This window comes from Streptomyces sp. NPDC088246 (assembly GCF_044741025.1).
Taxonomy (GTDB): domain Bacteria; phylum Actinomycetota; class Actinomycetes; order Streptomycetales; family Streptomycetaceae; genus Streptomyces.
This window is the reverse complement of the sequence record NZ_JBIURV010000100.1, coordinates 1-13,548: the sequence shown is the minus strand read 5'-3', so window position 1 is coordinate 13,548 and position 13,548 is coordinate 1. Positions and strand designations below refer to the sequence as shown.

Here is a 13,548-nt window from a genome sequence, read left to right as displayed (position 1 = left end):
GGCGGCAGCAGTCGTGTCGCCCGGCTGATGAGCACTCTGGATCATTCCCTGCGCCAGGCGGCTGACCGGCCGCCAGGGCACACCGCAGCGAGCGGCGCCGATGTGGGCAGGAGGGAGTGCACGTCATGATCCTCCCGAAGGTCCGCGACCCTCGCTTCGTGACGATCCGCCGTGGTGGGACTCTCACTGATGCGGATCACCGTCTCCTCGCTCTATGGGCTGCCTCGTGTGCAGAGCACGTCCTTGGCCTCTTCGAGTCGGCCCAGCCGGGGGACCCGCGACCGCGTCAGGCGATCGAGCATGCCCGGGCCTGGGTGCGTGGCGAGGTCAAGATGATGCAGGCTCGCGCGGCGGGCGGTCATGCGATGGGGGCAGCCAGAGACCTGCGTGGGGCAGCACGGCATGCCGCGTACGCCGCGGGCCAGGCCGGGGCCGTCGCCCGTCGTTGCCGACCCCGGACGGGACCACTGGCGCCGCCCCCGTTTCAGTGACATCCACGGTTGCGCGGGAGGGCTGCGCCGGCGAACCCGGAGCAACGGTCCGAGTCGCGGACATGCGGTCAGCAAAGCCTGCGGCGAAGCCCGGAGGTAGAGGGAAGAGCGGTGCTCCCAGGGCACGCACGCACAATCGTGGTCCGCTGAATGCCGAACGGGCGTGGAGACAGCGATGGTTGTCAATGAGGTAGCACTGTCCCGGCGACAGGGTGATGGCGCACTGGTGCGCTGCGATGGCCGCTCTCAGATCCGGCAGAAAGCGTGCCACCGCAGGACTGAACTGGGCGAGTTCGTCCTGCCGGTACCGGATCGAAGCCCGGCCGCGCGGGTGACGTGTGAAGATCTGCGCGGGACGTCCGCCGCCGTCGCCGTAGAAAGCGGTCCCGGGCAGGCTCATGAGCTCCATGGCCTCCGGGGCTTCGGCGTTCAGGTGATCGTGAACGGCTTGCCCGTCGGTGAGGAACACCTCGCCTCCAGTTGCCGACGGTCGGAGGCAGACCAGCAGCATGAGCCGGGGCGGCCCAGGGACACTGGACCGCTCGGTATGGGCAAGCAGCTCGCCGTTACCGAGCCCCGCCAGACCCGGCCGCCGCGCTCCTCGCCCGATGTCGTGGATCGTCGTGAGGGAGTCCGGATCACTGTCGCGGTGCGGCACCAGCATCATGACGTGCCGGGCGAATGCGAGGACCGATTCCCGGGACTCCAGCCCGTCCACCGTGACCAGGCCGCGCTCGCGCAGCTGTCCGGCAACCAGTCCGCTGGCCCTTTCCCCTGCAGCTGGACGTAATGGGCTTCGAGTCCGGTAGTGCGCGCACACGTCAGCATTGAAGTGCTCCTCTGCGAATCGGACACGGTTCGACCAGGGTCCAAAGAGCACGGGGCCTGGTAGAGCGACAGATTGTCGACTCAGACAATTCGGGTACGAGCTCCGGAGACCTGTGGCCGCCTGCTACGTTCCGGGGACCGGGTCCACCCATCGCACCCTGGGAATCCGTATGCCGTATCAGCCGTCGCTGTGGCCGGTATCGGTCAAGGCCGTTGCCCTTGACCACCGGTTGCGTGTTCTCCGCTGCGCAACGAGCGCGAGGAGTGGGAACTGCCCGGCCGGCGCCTGGAGATCGGCCCGCCGGCCGGATCGAGCCCCGCCGACCACAGCCTCGAAGGAACGGTGGAACGAGAGCTGAGGGAGGAAACCGGCTGGGAGGTCAAGGCCGGAGACCTCCTCGACACCTGGATCTACGAGCCGCTCCCCGGGCGCCGGGTCCTGATCGTCACCTACGACTGCACAGTCCTCACACCGGACAAGACCCCGGTCGTCATAAGCCTGACAGGGCGAACGTTGCCTGATGCGGCTTCGCCGGCAGGTAATTGATGCGGCGTGGTGCGTCGGCGCCTGAGAGCATGACTGGGTCTCACACGCACCGAAGGGAATTGCTGTGGCTCGTGCTATCACCCTGATTCGTTCCAGCTCGCTGTCCGACGTCGCCGAGTACGCGTATGCGGCCACTGCGCCGGCCGAATCACGTTTGATCTTCCTCGCCGGGGCATGCCCACTGAACGAAGACGGGTCCACGGCAGCTATCGGGGACTACGCGGGGCAGGCGGCGAAAGCCGTTGAGAACATGCGGATTGCGCTGACCGAGGCTGGTGCATCGGTCGAGGACGTCATCAGCACCCGAGTGCTCGTCGCGTCAACCAGCCAGGCAGATCTGGTGGCCGCCTGGGAGGTAGTCCGGGAATCGTTCGGAGACCACGACGTCCCCAGCACCCTGATCGGAGTCACCGTGCTCGGCTACGACGACCAGCTCGTAGAGATCGAAGCCGTCGCTGCCGTGCTCGACTAGCCAAAACTTGGTGCGCTTCAGGCAACGGTCGCCCCCCGACAGGCATCGGGACAGGCTGAGGCGCCTCCGAAAACGAATGGCCCGAAAACGGGGGGCACGGCTAACGTCGCGGCCATGGATATCAGGGAACTGGACCGCCGTGCCCTCGCCACCTTGGGAGCGGTGATCGCGCAGATCGGCCCGGACCAGCTTCGTCTTCCAACGCCGTGTGCCGACTGGACACTGCACGGCCTGCTCCGCCACCAAGTGAGCGAGAACCTCGGCTTCGCAGCCGCCGCAGCAGGCGTCACCGGTGACCTCCGGGCCTGGGACCAGGGCAACCTGGGTGGGGATCCCTACCAGGCGTACCTCGACTCGGCCGACGCCATGACGAGGGCGTTCGCCGAGGATGTCCTGGACCATTCGCTCCAGATCAGGGAGTTCGGGTTCTTTCCCGGCCGGGTCGCGCTCGGTATGCATGTGCTCGACTGCGTAGTCCACGGTTGGGACGTCGCTCAGACCATCGGCGTTGCCTACGATCCGGGCGCCGACCTCGTCCGCTACTCACTCAAGGTCGCGGCGCAGATCCCGACCGGAGCACCGTCCGACGACCGGGCAAGGACTCCGTTCGCCCCGGCGGTCGAGGTCTCCGCGGGCTCTCCCGCCCTGGAGCGGCTGCTCGGACTCGTCGGCCGTCGTCCAGCGGCAAGCTGAGCGACGGCTCACCAACAGGTCGTGCAATGACTTCTACACCGTAGAAACGCCGTCCGGTGTCGCCCGGTACAGGAATCGACCGGCACGATGCAACGAGGCGAAAGTTGCCTGATGCGGCACTCGACGTGCGCAGGCAGGTGAAGACCATTGACGGAAAACTCTACTACGCGCTCCCGAAGTCAAAGATGTCGCGCATCGTGGACATGCCTTCCTCTGTTGCCGAAGCGCTGACACAGCACATGGCTGAGTATCCCCCCGTGGAAGCGGAACTCCCGTGGGGCAGGCCCGGGGGTGACGTACCGACGAAGAGGTTTCCTCTGCTGCTCACAACGCGCTTCCACAATGCCGTCGCGGTGAACACGTGGAACACGTACACGTGGAAGCCCGCGCTGGCTGAGGCCGGCATCATTCCTCCGCGCAGAGCGGGAGCGAAGCAATGGCAGTGGGAGGCGGCGCCCAATGACGGGTTCCACGTACTGCGGCACACCTACGCCTCCATCATGCTGGAGGCCGGTGAGGCCGGTGAGTACGTGGTCACTGTGGCACGGTGGATGGGCCACAGGTCGCCGACCGTTACGCTTGATTACTATGCGCACTTCATGCCGGAGGCCGGGAACAAGGGACGAGCAGCCATCGATGGCTTGATCGGCGCCGTGGGGGAGTGGGCCGTCGGCCGAAACTCCCCAGATTCTCCCCAGGGCTGATCGCGGCGATTCCCCGTTCTGTGGAGGTGGTGCGACGTTCCGTGGATCGCAAGGCGTCCATGCCGTATAGCCTGGCGAAATGCTTACAGAGGTCACGGCGACGCGCTATGTCACGCCCCTGCGTGAGGGCGGCTCGCTCCCCGGGATCGTCGAGGCCGACGACCTGGGCACGTATGTCATGAAATTCACCGGCGCCGGCCAGGGTCGCAAGACTCTGGTCGCGGAAGTCATCTGCGGACAGCTCGGCCGCAGGCTCGGCCTTCGCGTCCCCGACCTCGTACAGATCCAGCTCGACCCGGTCATCGGGCTCGCCGAGCCCGACCAGGAGGTGCAGGAACTCCTGAAGGCCAGTGGTGGGCTCAATCTCGGGATGGACTTCCTGCCAGGATCGATCGGCTTCGACTCACTCGCCTACCAGGTGGACTCCCGGGAAGCCGGACGTATCGTCTGGTTCGATGCGCTGATCAACAACGTCGACCGGTCCTGGCGCAACCCGAACATGCTGATCTGGCACGGCGACCTGTGGCTCATCGACCACGGCGCCACCATGATCTGGCACCACAACTGGCCCGGCGCCCAGGCCTCCGCCGCCAAGCCGTACAACGCCTCGGACCATGCGCTGGCCCCGTTCGCACCTGATATCGCGGGGGCCGCCGCCGAGCTCGCCCCGTTGGTCACCGAGGAACTGCTCACCGAGGTCGCGGCCGACGTCCCCGACGAGTGGCTGGTGGACGAGCCCGGCTTCGACTCCACCGACGAGCTGCGCCGCGCCTATGTGGAAGCGCTGCTGCCGCGCGCCGCCACCATTCATGAGCGGATCACGATGGAGGGCCCCACCGAGCCCAAGCCGTCACAGGCCCCCGGCTGGCTCACCGAGCACCTCACTCCCTGGCCGCATCCCACCAAGAAGAAGAACGACAAGGACGGCCAGCGGTGACCAAGCGCGATGTCTTCGAGTACGCGGTGCTGCGCGTGGTGCCGCGAGTGCAGCGCGGCGAGTTCTTCAACGCGGGCGTGGTCGTCTACTGCCACGCGCAGGGTTTCGTCGCCGCCCGTACCCATCTCGACGAGACCAAGCTGAAGGCGCTGGACCCGACCGCCGATGTGGTCGGTGTACGGGCCGCCCTGCATGCCGTCGAGGGCGTGTGCCGCGGTGGTACGGACGCGGGCCAGGCGGCCCGCGACGACGCGGGCCGCCGCTTCCGCTGGCTGATCGCCCCGCGTTCCACCGTTGTCCAGCCGAGCCCCGTGCACAGCGGTCTCACGACCGACCCGGAGGCCGAGATCGAACGGCTGCTCGACCTGCTGGTGCGCTGATCCGCCGCCCTGCGGCGCCGTCCGCAGCCACTGCGGCAGCGGCGCCGCAGGGTGTGACATGAGCGCCTGCGGCCGTGGGCCGTTGACACCGAGTGCCAGGGCTTCTAGCGTCTCGTCTGCTGAAGGTACTAAGCGGTTGCTCAGTTATCGGGAAGGTTCCGCGCACGCGAAGGTTCCGTGCCGGGGGTTCCCCGACGTCCGCTGAGCCGCGATCCAAGGGCGAGGAGAACCAAGCATGTCCACCACCGAGCAGCGCGTCGCCATCGTGACCGGAGCGGCGCGGGGCATTGGCGCCGCCACCGCGGTACGCCTGGCGGCCGAGGGCCGCGCCGTCGCCGTACTCGACCTCGACGAGGCGGCCTGCAAGGACACCGTCGAGAAGATCACCGCCGCCGGGGGCACCGCCCTCGCCGTCGGCTGCGATGTGTCGGACAGCGCCCAGGTGGAAGCCGCGGTCGCGCGGGTCGCCGCCGAGGCCGGCGCTCCGACGATCCTCGTCAACAACGCGGGCGTGCTCCGCGACAACCTGCTCTTCAAGATGAGCGAGTCCGACTGGGACACCGTGATGAACGTGCACCTCAAGGGCGCGTTCCTGATGGCCAAGGCCGTTCAGAAGCACATGGTGGACGCCAAGTTCGGCCGTATCGTCTCGCTCTCCTCCTCCTCGGCGCTCGGCAACCGCGGCCAGGCCAACTACTCAGCTGTCAAGGCCGGTCTGCAGGGCTTCACCAAGACCCTCGCCAAGGAGCTCGGCAAGTTCGGCATCACCGCCAACGCCGTCGCACCCGGCTTCATCGTCACCGAGATGACCGCGCAGACGGCGGCCCGGGTCGGCATGGGCTTCGAGGAGTTCCAGGCCGCTGCCGCCACCCAGATCCCGGTGCAGCGCGTCGGCCGCCCCGAGGACATCGCCAACGCCATCGCCTTCTTCACGGGCGACGAGGCCGGCTTCGTCTCCGGTCAGGTCATGTACGTCGCCGGTGGACCGCTCAACTGACCCGAAGGGTTACGGACATCATGACTGTGCAGGACAGTGGGAAGGTCGCGCTCATCACGGGCGCGAGCCGGGGCATCGGCTACGGCATCGCCGAGGCGCTCGTGGCGCGCGGTGACCGTGTGTGCATCACCGGGCGAGGCGAGGACGCTCTCAAGGAGGCCGTCGAGCAACTCGGCTCCGACCGTGTCATCGGCGTGGCGGGCAAGGCGCACGACGAGGCGCACCAGGTGGCGGCGGTCGAGCGCACCATGGAGGTGTTCGGCCGTGTCGACTTCCTGATCAACAACGCCGGTACGAATCCGGTCTTCGGCCCGATAGCGGAGCTCGACCTCAATGTCGCCCGCAAGGTCTTCGAGACGAATGTGATCTCGGCGCTCGGTTTCGCCCAGCAGACCTGGAAGGCCTGGCAGAAGGAGAACGGCGGGGCGATCGTCAACATCGCCTCGGTCGCCGGTATCTCCGCCTCACCCTTCGTCGGCGCGTACGGCATGAGCAAGGCCGCCATGGTCAACCTGACCCTTCAGCTGGCGCACGAGTTCGCGCCGGTCGTCCGGGTCAACGCGATCGCCCCCGCGGTCGTGAAGACGAAGTTCGCCCGGGCGCTGTACGAGGGCCGCGAGGCGGAGGCCGCCGCGGCCTATCCGCTGGGCCGGCTGGGGGTCCCCGAGGACATCGGCGGCGCCGCCGCGTTCCTCACATCGAGCCAGAGCGACTGGATCACGGGACAGACCCTGGTGGTCGACGGCGGGATCTTCCTGAATGCGGGCGTGAGCTGAGAGCGGCCTGAGCGGGTTTGGGCCTGATTGACTCAAGTGCCCCGTCGGGCCTGCGGATTGACCCGACGGGGCACTGCGGTATGGTCTGCCGACCCATGGCTGATCGAGGAGCGTTCACGTGTTCTACCGGGCCAGTCTGCAGGCCGCTGCAGTCCTTGCTTCCCTCTCTCTGCTGGCAGGCTGCGGACTTCTCTCCGACAGCGGCTCGAAAACGGAGCAGAAGATAGTCGTCGGTACGACCAGCGAGCCCTCCACCCTCGATCCGGCGGCGGCGTGGGACAACTCCTGGGAACTGATGCGGAATGTCTTCCAGACTCTGGTGAGTTTCCCCACAGGAAGCACGAGCCCCGAGCCCGATGCGGCGGAATGGTGCAAGTTCACCGACACGACCAGCACGGCCTACCGGTGCAAACTCCGCAAGGGCCTGAAATTCTCCAATGGCGAAAAACTCGACGCCGAGGCCGTGAAGTACTCCATGGACCGGATCACGGCCATCAAGGTCAAGGGCGGCCCTGTCGGCATGCTCGGCTCGCTCGACCGGGTCGAGACCAAGGGGGACGACATCGTCGTCTTCCATCTCACCGAGCCGGACGCCACATTCCCTTTCATCCTCGCCACGCCCGCGATGTCGCTGGTGGCGCCCAGCGACTATTCGAAGCACAAGCTCCGCAGCGACGGCAAGGTCACCGGATCCGGCCCCTATCTCCTGGATTCGTACAAGCCGGGGAACCGGGCCGAACTGGTGAAGAATCCGGACTACAAGGGTTTCGCCAACCGTAAGAACGACGCTGTGACCATCCGGTACTTCAAGGAATCCGCCCCCGTGGTCGCGGCCTTGAAGAAGAACGAGATCGACGCGATCTACCGCGGTCTCACCGCCGAGGAGGTCGTCAGCCTGGAAGACAACAAGGACAAGAACAGCAATCTGCAGATTGTCGAGACGGTCGGCGCGGACATCCGCTTCCTGGTCTTCAACCCCAAGGATCCGGCGGCCGGGAACGCGGCCGTACGGCGGGCCATCGCCCAGCTCGTCGACCGTGACGCCCTGGTGGCCAAGGTCTACCAGGGGACGGCCGAGCCGCTGTACTCCATGGTCCCCAAGGGCATCGCCGGACACACCACCAGCTTCTTCGACGCCTACGGTGATTCGGACAAGGGCAAGGCGAAGCAGATCCTCGCCAAGGCGGGCATCACCAAGCCCGTCTCGATGACGTTCTGGTTCACGACCGACCGGTACGGCTCGTCCACGGCCCCCGAGTTCGACGAGCTGAAGCGACAGCTGGAAGCCTCCGGGCTGTTCCGGATCACGCTGAAGAGCAAGCCCTGGAAGGAGTTCCAGGAAGGCTTCACCAAGGGCCAGTACCCCGTCTTCGGCCGCGGCTGGTTCCCGGACTTCCCGGACCCGGACAACTTCATCGCGCCCTTCGTTGGCAAGGACAGCATCACCGGGACGCCGTACGTGAAGAGCGAGATCACCGAGCAGCTGCTGCCGCAGACCCGCAAGGAGAGCGACCGGGGCGCGGTCAGCAAGCAGTTCGAACGGGCCCAGCAGATCATGGTCGACGACGTACGGCTGCTGCCGCTGTGGCAGGGCAAGCTGTACGTCGCTTCGGGCGAGGACATCGGTGGCGGCGAGCGCGCCCTGGACCCGCAGACGGTCATGCAGGTGTGGGAGCTGTACCGCAAGGCCAGCTGGTAGGCCCCGGCAGGGCTCGTAGGGTCCGTTGTCAGTGGCCCCCGGTAGGTTCTCGGTTGAAGAACTGATTACTTACCGGAGGTTGTTGACGTGACCGACACCGACCTGCTGCCCGAGTCCTGGCGCGGCGTCCTCGGCGAAGAGCTGCAGAAGCCCTATTTCAAGGAGCTCATCGAGTTCGTCGAGGAGGAGCGGGCCAAGGGGCCGGTCTATCCGCCGCGCGACCAGGTGTTCGCAGCCCTGGACGCCACGCCCTATGACAAGGTGAAGGTTCTCGTCCTCGGTCAGGACCCGTATCACGGGGAGGGGCAGGGACACGGGCTGTGCTTCTCCGTGCGGCCGGGCGTGAAGACGCCGCCCTCCCTGCGGAACATCTACAAGGAGATGAAGGAGGAGCTCGGCCTGCCGGTCCCGGACAACGGGTATCTGATGCCGTGGGCCGAGCAGGGCGTGCTCCTGCTCAACGCCGTGCTGACGGTGCGCGCGGGCGAGGCGAACTCGCACAAGGGCAAGGGCTGGGAGAAGTTCACCGACGCGGTGATCCGCGCCGTCGCCTCGCGGCCCGATCCGGCGGTCTTCGTGCTCTGGGGCAACTACGCGCAGAAGAAGCTTCCGCTGATCGACGAGGAGCGTCATGTGGTGGTGAAGGGTGCGCATCCGTCACCGTTGTCCGCCAAGAAGTTCTTCGGCTCCCGTCCGTTCACGCAGATCAACGAGGCGGTGGCGGCGCAGGGGCACGAGGCCATTGACTGGCGCATCCCCGACCTGGGCTGACGCTGCGGTTTCGGCCCGGGCCGGCGGCGGGGCCCGGCGGACAGGTCCGGGCCGGGGGTGGGCGCGCGGTGGACAGGTCCTGGACGCCCGCCCGAGCCTCAGCGGGATTGACCGCAGCTGCGGTTAGCGTCGAACGGCAACGGGTGGACGTGGACAGGGAGGCCGCAGTGACGGAGCAGCGGGAGGCGTCGAAGGATGCCGTCATGACCAGGATCGGCCAGGCGATCATGCTGCTGCACGGCGGCGACCGGGAGGAGGCCCGCAATCGCTTCGGCGAGCTCTGGGCGGAGATCGGCGAGGACGGGGACGCCCTGCACCGGTGCACCCTCGCCCACTACATGGCCGACACGCAGGACGACCCCGGGGATGAGCTGGCCTGGGACCTGAGGGCGCTGACCGCGGCCGGCAGCCTGACCGACGAGCGCGCGGTACAGCACTCCGATGCGCTCGCGGTGCGGGCGTTCTATCCCTCGCTCCATCTCAATCTCGCGGTGGACTATGTGAAGCTCCACCGTCCCGAGGCGGCCCGGATCCATCTGGACCGGGCGCGCGCCGCCTCCGGTGTGCTCGCGGACGACGGGGCTGATGACGGGTACGGGGGAGGGGTCCGCGCGGCGATCGCGCGGCTGGAGCTGAGGCTGCGGGAGCTGTGAGGGGTGGCCCGTCGATGGCGGACGGGCCACCGCTCGGCTCTCTACGGCCGCTTTCAGCGGCCGTAGGTGTGCTCGCAGATCCGGGACTGCGGGCTGCCCGCAGGCCAGTGCCCGTATCCCCGTCCCAGTGCGCAGACGTCCTTCCCGGTGGCGGGGTCCGGCAGGGCCGGGACGGGCGCGGTCACGGCGGGCGGGGCCTGATGCGGCCGAGGCCGCGCCGCCCCGGGGTGCTTCCGTTGCTGTGGTGCGCGGGGCGCGGCGCGGCGGGTGTCCGGCGGTGCGCCGGGCGCCGGGGCGGATGCGGAGGCGGACGGCGCGGGGGCCGGTACGGCTCCCAGGCTGTCGTGGACCGGCGGCCGCACGATCTGTGGCGCCAGGTCCTGGGCGGGCCGGCTGGTCCCGGGCCGGGACGGAACGTCCGGCTGCGGTGCCACGGACACACAGCCGGACAGTGTCGTGACCGCCACGCCGACCAGGAGCTTCACGGTGATTCGGGTTCGTTGCACCTGATCAACTCTGCTGTGCGGACCCGGTTTCGAGTGAGCCGGAAAGCCAAGATTGGCCCGCACGAGTGACGCCGGTCAGCGCAATGCCGCCTGCGATCCGAGCATCCCGCGCAGCAGTTCGGTGAAGCCGGTACGCAGCTCCTCCTCGGTCGGTACGGACTGGTGGTACGACCCTGCGGCGCACGAGAACATCAGCCCCTCGCACCAGGCCACCAGGGACAGGGTGTGCCGCTCGGGCTCGGCCGACCCGGCCGCCGTCATCAGCGCCATCACAGGCTCGCGGAACTGTCGGCCCGTTGCGTCGAAGAACTCCCGCAACTCCGGGCGCCGGGTGGCCTCGAGGGCGAGCTCGTAGCGGCAGATGAGCAGTTCGGGGTGGCGGGTGAGATACCGGTGCAGGGCCAGCGCGAGACCGGCGACCAGCGCCTCCGTGCCGGTGCCCGAACCGCTTTCCGGACCGGCGTCCGGGGCGTCCGTCCTGCCGGCGCCCGGAACCGGGAGTTCACCGGGGGTGAGCACCCGCGCCTCGCGCTCCGCCAGCCGTCGCACCGTCACCTCCAGCAGGGACTGCCGGGTGCGTGCGTAATTCGACGTCGAACCCTGGGGGAGTCCGGCGCGCTCGTCCACCGCGCGGTGGGTCAGGCCGCGCATCCCGCGTTCGGCGAGGAGCGCGAGGGCGGCATCGGTAATGAGATCGGCCCGGGAGGTGCCGGTGGTGCGTGTGGACATGGGGCCAACCTACCTTCGGAACTACAGCTGTAGTATGGTGAACCTGTCACTACAGATGTAGTTTCGAGGAGGAGTGATGGAGAAACGCCATGCCGTCGTCATCGGCAGCGGAATCGGCGGCCTCACTGCGGCGGTGGCCCTGCATGGTTGCGGCTGGCGGGTCACGGTCCTGGAGCGCGCAGCCTCCCTGGAACCCGTGGGTGCCGGTATCGCCCTCGCGCCCAACTCGCAGCGCGCCCTGGACGTCATCGGCCTCGGCGACGAGATCAGGTCGCTCGCCGCCTGGCAGGGCGAGGGTGGAATGCGTATCCCGAGCGGCCGCTGGCTCTCCCGTACGAACAGCGCTGTCGCGACCGGGCGGTTCGGCGGTCCGATTGTCCTGTTGCACCGGGCCACCCTCGTCGACCGTCTCGTCGGCCGGCTGCCCGACTCCACCGTCCGTACCGATGCCGCCGCGGAACTGCTTGACCCGGGCGCCATAGACGGTGCGCGTGCCGTGGTCCGGACGGCGGCCGGGGACATCGGCGCCGACCTCGTCATCGGTGCCGACGGCATCAACTCGGGTGTACGCAGCGCACTTTTCCCGTCCCACCCCGGACCGTCGTACGCCGGATTCACCACCTGGCGCATCGTCGTCCCCGCGCCCGAGCGGCCCTTCGCTCCGCATGAGACCTGGGGGCGCGGCGCACTCTGGGGCACCCAGCCGCTCAAGGACGGCCGCACATACGCCTACGGGGCTGCCGTCGCCCCCGCCGGAGACCGTGCTGCCGATGACGAGAAGGCGGAGCTGATGCGCCGGTTCGGCAGCTGGCACGACCCGATCCCCTCGATCATCGCCGCTGCCCAGTCCGGACAGGTGCTCCGCAACGACGTGTACCAGCTGACCGACCCCCTGCCCTCCTTCCACCGGGGCCGCACCGTCCTCGTCGGCGACTCCGCCCACGCCATGGCACCCAGCCTCGGCCAGGGCGGCAACCAGGCCGTCGAGGACGCGATCGTGCTCGCCCATCACGTGATACCGGGCAGGGACCTCGGCGCGGGTCTGGCGGCGTACACCGCCGATCGGCTGCCCCGCACGTCGGCCATCGTCCGCAAGGCCGCACAGGCCTCCCGGCTGATGCGCCTGACCAGTGCCCCGGCTGTGGCGCTGCGCGACGCCCTGATGTCCACCGTCTCGCGGCTCGGGCCCACTCTCGTCCTGCGCACCTTCGACGGCATCGCGGACTGGCAGCCGCCGCAGCACACGTATGCTGCCCCGACGAAGGAAGCGCACAGGTCACCGCGGCAGACATCGGCTCGAAGAGCTCGACGGGGCACCCTCAACCGGTGAACACCGCGCCGGTCGGTGCTGAACAGTGAGAGGGAGACCCCTGTGAAGGTCGGCTGCATCGGGCTCGGCGACATCGCGCAGAAGGCGTATCTGCCGGTTCTGACGACCCTGCCCGGGATCGAACTGCATCTGCAGACCCGTACCCCCGCCACCCTGGCCGCGGTCGCCGAGAGGCACCGGATCCCGTCCGGGCAGCGTCACACCGACCTCGAATCGCTGCTCGCCGAAGGCCTGGAAGCCGCGTTCGTCCACGCTGCGACGGCCGTGCACCCGAAGATCGTGGGCCGCCTGCTGGACGCGGGCGTCGCCACGTACGTGGACAAGCCCCTGGCTTATGAACTCTCCGATTCCGAGAGGCTGGTGAGCCTTGCCGAGGAGCGCGGGGTGAGCCTTGCCGTCGGTTTCAACCGCAGGGCCGCGCCCGGCTACGCGCAGTGCGCCGAGCACCCGCGCGAGCTGATCCTCATGCAGAAGAACCGGGTGGGCCTGCCCGAGGATCCACGCACCATGGTGCTCGACGACTTCATCCATGTCGTCGACACGCTGCGCTTCCTGGCGCCGGGGCCGATCGAGCACACCGTCGTACAGGCCAGGATTCGCGACGGTCTGATGCACCATGTGGTGCTGCAGCTGGCCGGTGACGGATTCACCGCCATCGGCGCGATGAACCGGCTCAGCGGCTCGAACGAGGAACGGCTGGAGGTCTCCGGCCAGGACTCCAAGCGCGAGGTCGTCAATCTTGCCGAGGTGATCGATCACAAGGGGCAGCCGAGCGTGCGACGGCGCGGTGACTGGGTGCCGGTGGCCCGCCAGCGCGGCATCGAGCAGAGCGTGCTGTCCTTCCTGGACGCCGTGCGCGCCGGAAAGGTGCTGAGCGCCGGGGACGCCCTGCAGACACATGAGCTGTGCGAGCGCATCCTGCGCGACCTGGACTTCGCCTAGCTAGTAGGGCTTTGTTAGGTCCTGTGGTGGGGTTCGGGGGTTGGTGCGGGTTGGCCGCATATCGAGCAGGCGCCGGTCCAGGTGGCCAGGAGG

At 68.2% G+C, this 13,548-nt stretch carries 15 protein-coding genes and 2 pseudogenes; 14 read left to right on the top strand and 3 right to left on the bottom strand.

Annotation, left to right across the window (positions count from 1 at the left end):
* Positions 1–125: 125 nt before the first annotated feature.
* A pseudogene (locus tag ACIPEK_RS45135) lies at positions 126–473 on the top strand (putative immunity protein); the annotation flags it as partial.
* 151 nt (positions 474–624) lie between these two features.
* Here the strand turns inward: ACIPEK_RS45135 and ACIPEK_RS45130 are convergent.
* Positions 625–1,311 (bottom strand): annotated as a pseudogene (locus ACIPEK_RS45130) (TauD/TfdA family dioxygenase); the annotation flags it as partial.
* Between the two features lie 351 nt (positions 1,312–1,662).
* Between ACIPEK_RS45130 and ACIPEK_RS45125 the strand changes: the two are divergent.
* The 11 genes from ACIPEK_RS45125 to ACIPEK_RS45075 all read left to right on the top strand — a co-directional run bounded on the left by ACIPEK_RS45125 (position 1,663) and on the right by ACIPEK_RS45075 (position 9,948).
* Positions 1,663–1,866 carry a hypothetical protein gene (locus tag ACIPEK_RS45125; protein ID WP_402008584.1) on the top strand — a complete coding sequence of 68 codons (204 nt, stop codon included), beginning with the start codon at positions 1,663–1,665 and terminating at the stop codon, positions 1,864–1,866.
* Between the two features lie 64 nt (positions 1,867–1,930).
* Positions 1,931–2,338 (top strand): RidA family protein, encoded by a 408-nt coding sequence (locus ACIPEK_RS45120; protein ID WP_402008582.1) that lies wholly within the window; start codon positions 1,931–1,933, stop codon positions 2,336–2,338.
* Between the two features lie 114 nt (positions 2,339–2,452).
* On the top strand, positions 2,453–3,031 hold the full coding sequence (locus tag ACIPEK_RS45115) for a TIGR03086 family metal-binding protein (RefSeq protein ID WP_402008580.1): 579 nt from the start codon (positions 2,453–2,455) through the stop codon (positions 3,029–3,031).
* A 104-nt stretch (positions 3,032–3,135) separates the two neighbouring features.
* Complete coding sequence (locus tag ACIPEK_RS45110; protein ID WP_402008578.1) at positions 3,136–3,735, top strand: hypothetical protein; 600 nt, start codon at positions 3,136–3,138, stop codon at positions 3,733–3,735.
* Positions 3,736–3,814: 79 nt separating this feature from the next.
* Positions 3,815–4,672, top strand: coding sequence for a HipA family kinase (locus tag ACIPEK_RS45105; RefSeq protein WP_402008576.1), 858 nt, complete (start codon positions 3,815–3,817; stop codon positions 4,670–4,672).
* Complete coding sequence (locus ACIPEK_RS45100; protein ID WP_402008574.1) at positions 4,669–5,052, top strand: DUF3037 domain-containing protein; 384 nt, start codon at positions 4,669–4,671, stop codon at positions 5,050–5,052. The genes ACIPEK_RS45105 and ACIPEK_RS45100 overlap by 4 nt, the downstream gene beginning before the upstream one ends.
* Before the next feature lie 235 nt (positions 5,053–5,287).
* Positions 5,288–6,049, top strand: a complete 762-nt coding sequence (fabG, locus tag ACIPEK_RS45095) for a 3-oxoacyl-ACP reductase FabG (protein ID WP_402008572.1) — start codon at positions 5,288–5,290, stop codon at positions 6,047–6,049.
* A gap of 20 nt (positions 6,050–6,069) precedes the next feature.
* Positions 6,070–6,825 (top strand): SDR family oxidoreductase, encoded by a 756-nt coding sequence (locus tag ACIPEK_RS45090; RefSeq protein ID WP_383077672.1) that lies wholly within the window; start codon positions 6,070–6,072, stop codon positions 6,823–6,825.
* Between the two features lie 118 nt (positions 6,826–6,943).
* Positions 6,944–8,524, top strand: coding sequence for an ABC transporter substrate-binding protein (locus ACIPEK_RS45085; RefSeq protein WP_402008570.1), 1,581 nt, complete (start codon positions 6,944–6,946; stop codon positions 8,522–8,524).
* 87 nt (positions 8,525–8,611) lie between these two features.
* Positions 8,612–9,295 (top strand): uracil-DNA glycosylase, encoded by a 684-nt coding sequence (ung, locus tag ACIPEK_RS45080; RefSeq protein ID WP_383077676.1) that lies wholly within the window; start codon positions 8,612–8,614, stop codon positions 9,293–9,295.
* Positions 9,296–9,462: 167 nt separating this feature from the next.
* Positions 9,463–9,948, top strand: coding sequence for a hypothetical protein (locus ACIPEK_RS45075; RefSeq protein ID WP_383077678.1), 486 nt, complete (start codon positions 9,463–9,465; stop codon positions 9,946–9,948).
* 53 nt (positions 9,949–10,001) lie between these two features.
* Here the strand turns inward: ACIPEK_RS45075 and ACIPEK_RS45070 are convergent, their stop codons facing one another.
* Both ACIPEK_RS45070 and ACIPEK_RS45065 read right to left on the bottom strand, forming a co-directional pair.
* Complete coding sequence (locus ACIPEK_RS45070; RefSeq protein WP_402008568.1) at positions 10,002–10,454, bottom strand: hypothetical protein; 453 nt, start codon at positions 10,452–10,454, stop codon at positions 10,002–10,004.
* A 75-nt stretch (positions 10,455–10,529) separates the two neighbouring features.
* Positions 10,530–11,183 (bottom strand): TetR/AcrR family transcriptional regulator, encoded by a 654-nt coding sequence (locus ACIPEK_RS45065; protein WP_402008566.1) that lies wholly within the window; start codon positions 11,181–11,183, stop codon positions 10,530–10,532.
* A 76-nt stretch (positions 11,184–11,259) separates the two neighbouring features.
* Between ACIPEK_RS45065 and ACIPEK_RS45060 the strand changes: the two genes are divergently transcribed.
* Both ACIPEK_RS45060 and ACIPEK_RS45055 read left to right on the top strand, forming a co-directional pair.
* Positions 11,260–12,513, top strand: a complete 1,254-nt coding sequence (locus ACIPEK_RS45060; protein WP_402008564.1) for an FAD-dependent monooxygenase — start codon at positions 11,260–11,262, stop codon at positions 12,511–12,513.
* A gap of 42 nt (positions 12,514–12,555) precedes the next feature.
* Positions 12,556–13,455 (top strand): Gfo/Idh/MocA family protein, encoded by a 900-nt coding sequence (locus ACIPEK_RS45055; RefSeq protein WP_402008562.1) that lies wholly within the window; start codon positions 12,556–12,558, stop codon positions 13,453–13,455.
* Positions 13,456–13,548 lie beyond the last annotated feature (93 nt).

Bases quoted from the DNA above. Each gene is read 5' to 3' on its own strand.
- fabG (WP_402008572.1), top strand. From the start codon at position 5,288: ATGTCCACCACCGAGCAGCGCGTCGCCATCGTGACCGGAGCGGCGCGG.
- ACIPEK_RS45065 (WP_402008566.1), bottom strand. From the start codon at position 11,183: ATGTCCACACGCACCACCGGCACCTCCCGGGCCGATCTCATTACCGAT.
- ACIPEK_RS45105 (WP_402008576.1), top strand. From the start codon at position 3,815: ATGCTTACAGAGGTCACGGCGACGCGCTATGTCACGCCCCTGCGTGAG.
- ACIPEK_RS45060 (WP_402008564.1), top strand. From the start codon at position 11,260: ATGGAGAAACGCCATGCCGTCGTCATCGGCAGCGGAATCGGCGGCCTC.
- ACIPEK_RS45090 (WP_383077672.1), top strand. From the start codon at position 6,070: ATGACTGTGCAGGACAGTGGGAAGGTCGCGCTCATCACGGGCGCGAGC.
- ACIPEK_RS45115 (WP_402008580.1), top strand. From the start codon at position 2,453: ATGGATATCAGGGAACTGGACCGCCGTGCCCTCGCCACCTTGGGAGCG.